Source organism: Kitasatospora sp. NPDC057518 (assembly GCF_042802075.1).
GTDB lineage: Bacteria > Actinomycetota > Actinomycetes > Streptomycetales > Streptomycetaceae > Kitasatospora.
This window is the reverse complement of record NZ_JBHVEU010000449.1, coordinates 1-7,370: the sequence shown is the minus strand read 5'-3', so window position 1 is coordinate 7,370 and position 7,370 is coordinate 1. Positions and strand designations below refer to the sequence as shown.

Below are 7,370 nucleotides of genomic sequence, written 5' to 3'. Positions count from 1 at the left end.
CCCCTTCGACGTCGCTACTCCTGCTTCTTGCGCCGGCTGCCGAAGACGATCTCGTCCCAGCTGGGCACGGTGGCCCGGCGCCCGGGCCGGACGCCGTCCGCCTCGGCCTGCCGGTCGGTGGTGCCGACCAGGCGCTCGCGGTGCGGGGCGACGGCGCGCGGCATCAGGATGTCGGCGTAGGCCGAGCCCGCGCCGACCGCCGGGGCGGCGGCCGCAGCGGCCGACTCCTCGGTCTCCTCGGCGACCTCGGCGGGCACCGGCTCGATCGGGGCGGGGGCGCCGACGGCGAGGTCGCCGCGGAAGGCGGGGACCACGTCGAGCAGGCTGGTCAGCGAGTCCCGGGCGTCGGCGGTGGCCTCCCGCGACTCGCGGACCTCGCGGGACGACATGATGCGGTCGGCCGAGGGCCGGTCGATCATCGGGCGGGGCGGCCGGTCCTGGGGGAGCCGGGCGATCCGCGGGATGAACGGGAAGACCGACTCCTCCTCGCGCTCGACGTTCTCGCCGATCAGCGCGCGGGCCTCGTCGTCGTTGGGCTGGACCAGGCGCCGGGGCGGGTCGTACGTCCAGGAGGCACTGCGGCCCTCGCCGTCGGCCCGGTAGGAGAGGATGACCTCCCAGGTGCCGTCGTCGCGCCGCCAGGAGTCCCAGCGCTCGGTCTCCTTCTCGGCGCCGCGCAGCGCGAGCCGCTCGGCGACGGCCTCGCCGAGCTGCGGGCCGGGGGACTCGCCGTTGCGGCGGATGGCGGTCTTGCGGGCGCGCTCGGCCATGAAGGCGCGCTCGGCGAGCACCGGGCCCTCGAAGCGGCGGACGCGGTCGACGGAGATCCCGGCGGCCTGGGCGACCTCCTCCGCGGAGGCACCGGCTCGTATCCGCGCCTGGATGTCCCGGGGGCGGAGGTGGCTCTCGACCTCGATCTCGATCTGGCCGAGGCGCGGCCGGTCGCCACGGATGGCGGCGCGCAGCCGTTCGTCGATGGGAAGGGTGTACTCCGTGCTGTCGGCAGCCTTGAGCACCAGCCGTGTGCCGTCGTTGCTGACGGCCACAACCCGCAGTTCGGGCACGGTTACCTCCCGGGTGGTGCCTGCCGACGTCACCTGCGTCGCTGCTCCCGTACTGAGTGTGGCCTGCCCACTCGCGACTGGCCACAACCTTGCTGAGTTCCCCGGCGTGTCGGGCTTACGCCCGCGCACGCCGCTGTGGCACGGTTGCCTTTTTGCCACGCCATCGGTTGACGTCGCGCCTGGGTGTCCCGGCCGTCCTCGCACGCGCAGTGAACGCGACGATCCGGGACGGGCGTCGCCGTGCGTGCCCGGTCCGTGTCTCCTTGTCAAGCTGCCGGTGGGGGCGCAGTCGACAAGTCGACCCAAGGCTCGGGCTTTACGAACAGTACTCCATTCGTGGCATCCACAGGGGCGGCTCGCCGCTCAAGTCTCCCGCGATTCACGGGAATCTCAAGAGCGTGCTCTCCCGATGGCGGACCACCGCCGGACGGACGGTGATCATCTTCACACAATCCGGGCGCCGAGAACCGCATTTTCGTCCCTTGTGTCCTTCTTTGGGCAAGATGGAGAGCCTTGTACGAAGAACAGCCGTAGGGACCGAGGGATGTTGATGCCGGAGCGGAGCCCCGCCGAGGAGGGCGGCAAGGCCAAGGAGGAGCGCAGGCGCATCGATCTGAGTGTGGCTCAGGTCGCGGCGAGTGCGCTGGCCACGGTGGTGGGTGCGCTGCTGGCCTCCGAACTGGGGGTGTACGGCACGATCCTGGGCGCCGCCGTGGTGAGCATCGGGGCCACCACCGGCGGCGCGGTGTTCCAGCACATCTTCAAGCGGACCGGCGAGCAGCTGCGCGAGGCGGTGGACCGGGGGCCGAACCAGGCCGCCAATACCCTGCGCCAGGTGCCGGTCGAGTCCGAGCTGCCGCAGACGCGGGTGCAGCCGCCGGTGATCACCTCGGAGTGGAACGAGCCGCAGGTGGTCCGGGCGCGTCGCCGGTGGGGCTGGAAGACGTACGCGGCGGTGTCCGGGTTGGTCTTCGTGCTGGCGATGACGCCGATCGTGGTGTTCGAACTGGCCACCGGGCAGCCGGTGTCGGCGACGGTCAAGGGCGAGTCCGGCAACGGCACGTCCTTCGGCGGCTCGGTGGCGCCCAAGTCCTCCCGGCAACAGGACGCCCCGCCGGAGCGGCCGTCCCCGGGCGGGAACGGGAAGCAGGGGCAGGACAACGCGCCCTCCGGCGGCGCCTCCGCCCCGTCGACCACCCGGCCGGGCCGGGAGCCGGTCGACACGCCGAGCACCGGCGCGGGGACGGGCTCGCCCTCGGCCGGCCCGACCGCGACCCCGTCGGCCGGCGCCTCCCCGTCGGCGGGCGGCGGGAAGCCCACCGGCGGAGCGACCCCGCAGCCGACGGCGCCGAACAGCGCCCCGGCGAACGAACCGGCGAAGGCGCCGGTGGCCCCGCCGCCGGCCGAGGGCAACAACGCGGCGACGCCCTAGTCGCCCAGCACCCGGCGCAGGTAGTCGTTGCCGAACAGCCGCCGCGGGTCGACCTCGTCGCGCAGTGCGGTGAAGTCGCCGAAGTGCGGGTAGACGTCGGCCAGGTACGCGGCGTCGCGGGTGTGCAGCTTGCCCCAGTGGGGCCGTCCCTGATGGGCGGTCATCAGCTGTTCCACGCCGGTGAAGTAGCCCTGGTCGGCGGTGCCCCAGTAGAGGTGGACGGCGATGTAGGCGCTGTCCCGGCCGGAGGCGGTGGAGAGCCAGAGGTCGTCGGCGGGGGCGAAGCGCACCTCGACGGGGAAGCCGACCTTCCAGTCGGAGCGCTCGACCAGGGACTTCAGCTCGCGCAGCACCTCGCCGACGGCCGCGCGCGGCACCGCGTACTCCATCTCCACGAAGCGGACCTTGCGCGGGCTGGTGAACACCTTGTACGCGGTGTCGGTGAAGCTGCGCTCGGACCAGGCCCGGCTGGCCAGCGAGGCGATCGAGGGGATCGAGCCGGGGAAGCGCCGGCCGACCCGGCAGGCCCCCTCCCAGACGGTGTTGGAGAGGAAGTCGTCCTCCAGCCACTCCTTGAACCGGGGCAGCGGGGCGGCCGGGCCCTGGCTGCGGTTGTTGCGCTTGGTGGAGCAGCGGTCGGTGTGCGGGAACCAGTAGAACTCGAAGTGCTCGTTGACGGCGGTGAGGTCGTCCAGGCGCTCCAGCACCTCGTCGAAGCCCATCGGCTGCTCGTGCGCGGTGAGCAGGAAGGCCGGTTCGACGCCGAAGGTGAGCGCGGTGATCACGCCGAGGGCGCCGAGGCCGAGCCGGGCGCCCTGGAAGAGCCGGGGGTTCTCGGTGGGGGAGCAGTGCCGGACGGTGCCGTCGGCGAGGACGATCTCCAGCGCGCGGATCTGGGCGGCCAATGAGCCGGAGTCGCGGCCGGTGCCGTGGGTGCCGGTGCTGGTGGCGCCGGCCACGGTCTGGACCTCGATGTCGCCCATGTTGGTCAGCGAGAGGCCCTCGGTGGCGAGGACGCGGTTGAGCCGGTGCAGCGGGAGGCCGGACTCGACGGTGATGGTGCCGGCCTCGCGGTCGATCTCGCGGACGGCGGTGAGCGCGTGCGGGCGGATCTGGACGCCGTCGTCGGCGGAGGCGATCGAGGTGAAGGAGTGGCCGGATCCGACGGCCTTGACGGTGCGGCCCTGTTCGGCGGCCCGCCGGATCTCCCTGGCCAGCTCCTCCACGGTGCCGGGGGCGGCGGCCCGGGCGGGCCGGGCGCTCTGGTTGCCGGCCCAGTTGGTCCACCGGGTGGGGGTCGCGGTACTGGCCTGGGGCATTGCGCTGCCTCCTGCTCCGTGGCCGAACGGGTTCGGCGCGGTCCGGGGCGGCGCAGCCGCCCTACCCATGGGTAGCCCCGTGGGTAGGGCGAGGCTAGTCAGTTCACCGTTCGGCGTCTACGGTCCGTCCGGCCCCTTCGGCGGCCGTCCCGGCGCCGGCTTCGGCGGTCAGGCCGGCGCGCAGCCGGCCGAGGCCGGCGAGGGCGGCGACCACTCCGAGCAGGCCGGCGGCCAGCGGCACCCAGTAGCCCGCGGCGGCGCCGGAGGCGTCGATCACCCAGCCGCCGGCCGAGGAGCCGGCCGCGACGCCGAGGGCCAGGCCGGTGGTGGTCCAGGTCATGCCCTCGGTCAGCTGGGCGGCCGGGACGAGCCGCTCGACCAGGGCCATCGCGGTGATCAGGGTGGGGGAGATGGCGATGCCGGCGACCAGCAGCGCGGCTCCGACCACGACCAGCCCGCCGATGCCGTGCACCGCATGGGCGACCAGCAGCAGCGGCACCATGCTGACGGCCATGAACAGGACGCCGACGAGGAAGCGGACCGCCATCGAGCCGGTGAGCTTGAGGGTGCCGAAGACGACCCCGGCCAGGCAGGACCCGAGCGCCCACAGGGCGAGGATCACGCTGGAGATCGACTTGTGGCCCTGGGCCTCGGCGTAGGCGACGGTGACCACCTCGACCGAGCCGAAGATCGCGCCGGTGGCGACGAAGGTCAGGATCAGCGTCTGGAGGCCGCGGTTGAGGATGACCGAGCCGCCCTCCTGCCGGGCGGCCGGATGGACCGGCGGCTCGGTGGAGCGCTGCCCGGCGAACAGCAGGACGCCGACGGCGAGGAAGACCCCGGCGAGCAGCACGCCGGCCTCGGGGAAGACGGAGGTGGCGAGGCCGATGGAGAGGATCGGGCCGACGATGAAGCAGACCTCGTCGACCACGGCCTCGAAGGAGTAGGCGGTGTGCAGCTTGCCGGTGTCCTCGCGGTAGAGGTGGGCCCAGCGGGCGCGGACCATCGCGCCGGTGCTCGGCATCACGCCCATGCCGGCGGCGAAGACGAACAGCGTCCAGTCCGGGGCCTCCAGCCGGGCGCAGAGCAGCAGGCCGGTGACGGCGACGATGGTGAGCGCCATGGCGGGGACGATGATCCTGCGCTGGCCGTGCCGGTCCACCAGCCGGGAGACCTGCGGGCCGAGGATCGCGGCGGAGACCGCGAGGCAGGCCGAGACCAGGCCGGCGACCCCGTAGGAGCCCCGGAGCTGGGACAGCATGGTCACGATGCCGATCCCGGTCATGGAGATCGGCAGTCGGGAGACGAAGCCGGTGGTGGAGAAGGCCAGAGTGCCGGGGGAGGCGAATATCTGGCGGTAGCTGGACAGCACGGGAGCTCCGGGCGGGGGAGTAAGGAACAAGGCTGGCAAACACAGCTTACGTACGTTGGCAAACGGTATTTTCCGGGCACTCGCGCGGCCCCGGCGACGGTGCCCGGTCCCTCAGTGGCAGGATCGGTTCCATGTCCGACGCGCGCAAACCCTCCCCGTCCGGCGCCGCCCCGTACGACGCCTTGCTGCTGCTGTCCTTCGGCGGGCCCGAGGGCCCCGAGGACGTCGTCCCGTTCCTGGAGAACGTCACCCGCGGCCGCGGCATCCCCAAGGAGCGGCTGAAGGAGGTGGGCAAGCACTACTTCATGTTCGGCGGGGTCAGCCCGATCAACGGGCAGAACCGCGAGCTGCTCGCCGCGCTGCGCGAGGACTTCGCCGAGCACGGGCTGGACCTCCCGGTCTACTGGGGCAACCGGAACTGGGCGCCCTACCTGGTCGACACCCTGCGGGAGCTGGCCGCCGACGGGCACCGCCGGATCGCCGTGCTCGCCACCAGCGCGTACGCCGGCTACTCGGGCTGCCGCCAGTACCGGGAGAACCTGGCCGACGCGCTGGCCGCGCTCGCCGAGGAGGGCGGGCCCGCCCTGCGGGTCGACAAGCTGCGGCACTTCTACAACCACCCGGGCTTCGTCGAGCCGATGGTCGACGCCGCCTTGGCCGCCCTGGAGGAGCTGCCCGAGGCCGTCCGCGCCGGCGCCCGGCTGGCGTTCACCACCCACTCCATCCCGCACTCCATGGCCGAGTCCTCCGGCGCCCCGGACGACCCGGCCCGCGGCGAGCCCGGCGGCGCGTACGTCGCCCAGCACCTGGACGTGGCCCGGCTGATCGCCGCCGCGCTGGCCGAGCGCACCGGCGTGGCCGACCGGCCGTGGGAGCTGGTCTACCAGAGCCGCAGCGGGGCCCCGCACATCCCGTGGCTGGAACCCGACATCTGCGACCACCTGGAGGCCCAGCACGCCGACGGCGCGCCCGCCGTGGTGATGGTCCCGATCGGCTTCGTCTCCGACCACATGGAGGTCAAGTACGACCTCGACACCGAGGCCGTCGCCAAGGCCGCGGAGATCGGCCTGCCGGTCTCCCGCGCCGCCACCGTCGGCGCCGACCCCCGGTTCACCGCCGCCGTGCGCGAGCTCGTCCTGGAGCGCGCCGCCACCGAGCGCGGCGAGCCGGTGACCCGCTGCGCCCTGGGCGCCCTCGGCCCCAGCCACGACGTGTGCGCGGTGGCCTGCTGCCCCAACCCGCGGGCCCCGCGTCCGGCCGTCGCCGAGCGCTGACCGCCCGTCCCGCCCGCTCCATCCGTCCCGCCAGTCCCGCCAGTCCTGCCCGTCCCGCTCGTCCCGTCGCCCCGGAGGAGAACCCCCGTGCCCACCCCCGCCCTGCCCGACGACGGCCTCCTCGACGACCTGCTGGAGGTCGCCCTGGACGCGGCCCGGCAGGCCGGCGCCCTGCTGCGCGACGGCCGCCCGGCCGACCTCGGCGTGGCCGGTACCAAGAGCAGTCCGGTCGACGTGGTCACCGAGATGGACCTCGCCTCCGAGAAGCTCGTCCTGGAGCTGATCACCGACCGCCGCCCCGAGGACGGCTACCTGGGCGAGGAGGGCGCCGAGCGGCCGGGCACCAGCGGGGTCCGCTGGGTCGTGGACCCGCTCGACGGAACGGTCAACTACCTTTACGGGCTGCCTTCCTGGGCGGTCAGCGTGGCCGCCGAGGTGGACGGCCGGGCGGTCGTCGGCGTGGTGTACGCGCCGGCCCGCGGCGAGCTGTTCCACGCCGTCCTGGGCCGCGGCGCCCGCCTCGACGGCCGCCCGCTCTCGGCCCGCCCGGCCCCGCCCTGGGGCCAGGCGCTGATCGCCACCGGCTTCAACTACGTCCAGCCGGTGCGGGTCCGGCAGGCCGAGGTGCTGCTGGCACTGATGCCGGAGGTGCGGGACATCCGCCGGGGCGGGGCGGCCGCGGTGGACCTGTGCGACGTCGCCGCCGGGCGGCTGGACGGCTACTACGAGCGCGGCCTGGCCCCCTGGGACCGGGCGGCCGGCTGCCTGATCGCCACCGAGGCCGGCGCCCTGGTCGGCGGCCGGCCCGGGCACGGGCCGGACGGCGAGCTGACCGTGGCCGCCGCTCCGGGCGTGTACCAGCCGCTCCAGGAGCGGCTGGCCGCGCTGCGCGCCTGGGCGGACTGACCG

General features: G+C 74.0%; 6 protein-coding genes. 3 read left to right on the top strand and 3 right to left on the bottom strand.

From position 1 onward, the window contains the following. Positions 1-14: 14 nt before the first annotated feature. Positions 15-1,097, bottom strand: coding sequence for a septation protein SepH (sepH, locus tag ACFU7Z_RS32770; RefSeq protein WP_074005654.1), 1,083 nt, complete (start codon positions 1,095-1,097; stop codon positions 15-17). Positions 1,098-1,614: 517 nt separating this feature from the next. On the opposite strand from sepH, the gene ACFU7Z_RS32765 reads away from it, so the two are divergent. After that, positions 1,615-2,496, top strand: a complete 882-nt coding sequence (locus ACFU7Z_RS32765; protein ID WP_380781519.1) for a hypothetical protein — start codon at positions 1,615-1,617, stop codon at positions 2,494-2,496. Here the strand turns inward: ACFU7Z_RS32765 and ACFU7Z_RS32760 are convergent. Then, on the bottom strand, positions 2,493-3,815 hold the full coding sequence (locus tag ACFU7Z_RS32760) for a D-arabinono-1,4-lactone oxidase (RefSeq protein WP_380781517.1): 1,323 nt from the start codon (positions 3,813-3,815) through the stop codon (positions 2,493-2,495). The genes ACFU7Z_RS32765 and ACFU7Z_RS32760 overlap by 4 nt on opposite strands. 103 nt (positions 3,816-3,918) lie before the next feature. Continuing rightward, positions 3,919-5,187, bottom strand: a complete 1,269-nt coding sequence (locus ACFU7Z_RS32755; RefSeq protein WP_380781515.1) for an MFS transporter — start codon at positions 5,185-5,187, stop codon at positions 3,919-3,921. Between the two features lie 131 nt (positions 5,188-5,318). Between ACFU7Z_RS32755 and ACFU7Z_RS32750 the strand changes: the two genes are divergently transcribed. Together ACFU7Z_RS32750 and ACFU7Z_RS32745 are read left to right on the top strand one after the other, a co-directional pair. Then, the gene (locus ACFU7Z_RS32750) at positions 5,319-6,461 is read left to right on the top strand and encodes a ferrochelatase (protein WP_380781513.1); all 1,143 of its coding nucleotides are present in this window, start codon (positions 5,319-5,321) and stop codon (positions 6,459-6,461) included. 87 nt (positions 6,462-6,548) lie between these two features. After that, positions 6,549-7,367 carry an inositol monophosphatase family protein gene (locus tag ACFU7Z_RS32745; RefSeq protein ID WP_079272792.1) on the top strand — a complete coding sequence of 273 codons (819 nt, stop codon included), beginning with the start codon at positions 6,549-6,551 and terminating at the stop codon, positions 7,365-7,367. Positions 7,368-7,370 lie beyond the last annotated feature (3 nt).